We start from the raw sequence: 1,889 nt of genomic DNA, 5'->3' as shown, positions 1-1,889 counted from the left end.
CCACCCATCCCTGCCGGTTCCGACAGCAGGTCATGTTCGCTGACACAGCGCTCGACCAGCGGCAGCATGGAGCGGGTCGCGGCGGCCAGGCCTTTGGGCCCCGAATTACGCCAGTACCGCAGCAACCACGGACCTGCCTTGGGCAGATACCGCAGGCTGTAGCGCACATCGGATTGCTGGTTGAGGGCGTAGCGCAACAGGCTCGACAGCTGGCGCGGAAACGCATAAGGGATCACGCTGGCGCGCTCGATCAGCCCGGCGTTGCCATGGCTGGTGCCGTTGCCGGGTTGCTCGCGGTCGAGCAATACCACGTTGCGGCCGCGTGCCTGTAGCTGCAGGGCGGTACTGACGCCGACAATCCCGGCGCCCAGAACGATGGTGTCGCAATGCATGGAAAGTCCTTGATACGCGGGCCGTAATCACGGCCTGGAAAAATCGGTTCAATTTAAATCAGGGCCAGGCGGCCTTCGATTAGCTCAGGCGGCGTCGCACAGTGTCGACATTACGGGAGAAGCTCAATTTCGTCACGCCCATCGGCGCCCTGGATAATCAACATCGGCGCGTTAACCGAACCGGTGTAGAATCCCCAGGCGTCAGTCAAATCGACCGTACCTCCAAACTGCGTTGATCGAACGCCAGCCTTGTTGCAGACTTACCCCCTCGTTTCAGGACTGCAGTTCTGCTGACAGCTATTTCTCCCAGGATTTTCAATGTCTAAATTACTGAGCTTTCGTACCGCATGCTGGGTCACCACCCTGCTGGCTGCCGCAGGCTGCTCATCGCCCAAACCGGCGGTCTACGAGCATGAAAATTTCGACGATTCCGGTACTTTTTCGAGAAACTACCCGGTCACCGATTCCGCTTCCTGTGAGGCAGCGCGTCGGGCCTTGCTCAGTCAGGGCTACATCATCAGTAGCAGCGACCCGAAAGTGATCAGCGGGCACAAAAGCTTCCAGCAGACGGGTGAAACCCACATGGAGATCAGCTTCAGTGTGGTCTGCGCGTCTGATGGCACCGCCGCTAACGGGGCGACGATGTTCGCTAACGCTTTGCAGGACCGTTATGCGCTGAAGAAGGTCAACAATTCGGCGAGCGTGGGTGTTGGCGTGCTGGGTTCGGTGTCGATGCCGATCGGCTCCACTGACGACTCGATGGTCAAGGTCGCCAGCGAGACGGTCTCGTCGCCCAAGTTCTATGATCGCTTCTTCACTCTGGTGGAAATCTTCTTGCCACCTGAAGTGAAAAAAGCGGCCCATATCCCTGAAAAGCCGAAAACCGATCTGGGCATGCCAGAACCGGTGGTTCAAGCACCGAAGCCGGCAGCGCTGGCCGAGACCAAGCCCGCGACTCCAGAGGCGGTACCTGCCAAAGAATCTGCTCCGGAAGCCGCGCCTGCCCCTAGCGGAAGCGAACCGGCGCCAGCACCCGCGGAACAGCAGTCTATTCAGGTCGAGCCTGTAACGCCTGCTCCGCCAGTGGAAACGACACCTTAACGTCTGGCGAGCAGCACCCGATGCCATGAAGATAGCCGCTGAGACTTTTCCGTTCAGCGGCTTTTTAATGGGCGGTGCACCTCAGCTTAGAAACAGCTTGTACGCCGGGTTATCAGTTTCATCCCAATACGGATAACCAATCTCGGCCAGCGCCGCAGGGATCAGGTGACGTTCGTCCTCCGGCACCACCAGCCCCGCCATGACCCGGCCATCCGCCGCGCCGTGGTTGCGGTAGTGGAACATCGAGATATTCCACTGGCCGCCGAGCTTGTTCAGGAAGTTGAACAGCGCGCCGGGGCGTTCGGGGAATTCGAAGCGGAACACCACTTCATCGCTGACCCGCGCCGCATGACCGCCGACCATGTGCCGGATGTGCAGCTTCGCCAGTTCGTTATG

2 protein-coding genes and 1 pseudogene are annotated in these 1,889 nt (G+C 59.7%); 1 reads left to right on the top strand and 2 read right to left on the bottom strand.

Annotated elements, in window-relative coordinates; all coding sequences use genetic code 11:
* Window positions 1–392 (bottom strand): FAD-binding oxidoreductase (locus tag K0F75_RS25665; protein ID WP_257604288.1); only part of this gene is annotated, 392 nt, incomplete at its 3' end.
* A 318-nt stretch (window positions 393–710) separates the two neighbouring features.
* Here K0F75_RS25665 and K0F75_RS09400 point away from each other — a divergent pair.
* Window positions 711–1,493, top strand: a complete 783-nt coding sequence (locus K0F75_RS09400) for a DUF2242 domain-containing protein (protein ID WP_219061597.1) — start codon at window positions 711–713, stop codon at window positions 1,491–1,493.
* 81 nt (window positions 1,494–1,574) lie between these two features.
* On the opposite strand, the pseudogene K0F75_RS25660 reads toward K0F75_RS09400, so the two are convergent.
* A pseudogene (locus K0F75_RS25660) lies at window positions 1,575–1,889 on the bottom strand (threonine ammonia-lyase, biosynthetic); the annotation flags it as partial.

The organism is Pseudomonas sp. UMAB-08, from assembly GCF_900095225.1.
GTDB lineage: Bacteria > Pseudomonadota > Gammaproteobacteria > Pseudomonadales > Pseudomonadaceae > Aquipseudomonas.
This window is presented reverse-complemented; position numbering and strand designations above follow the sequence as displayed.

What these genes read in the sequence shown, in the direction of transcription:
- K0F75_RS09400 (WP_219061597.1), top strand. Translation starts at nt 711, where the DNA reads ATGTCTAAATTACTGAGCTTTCGTACCGCATGCTGGGTCACCACCCTG.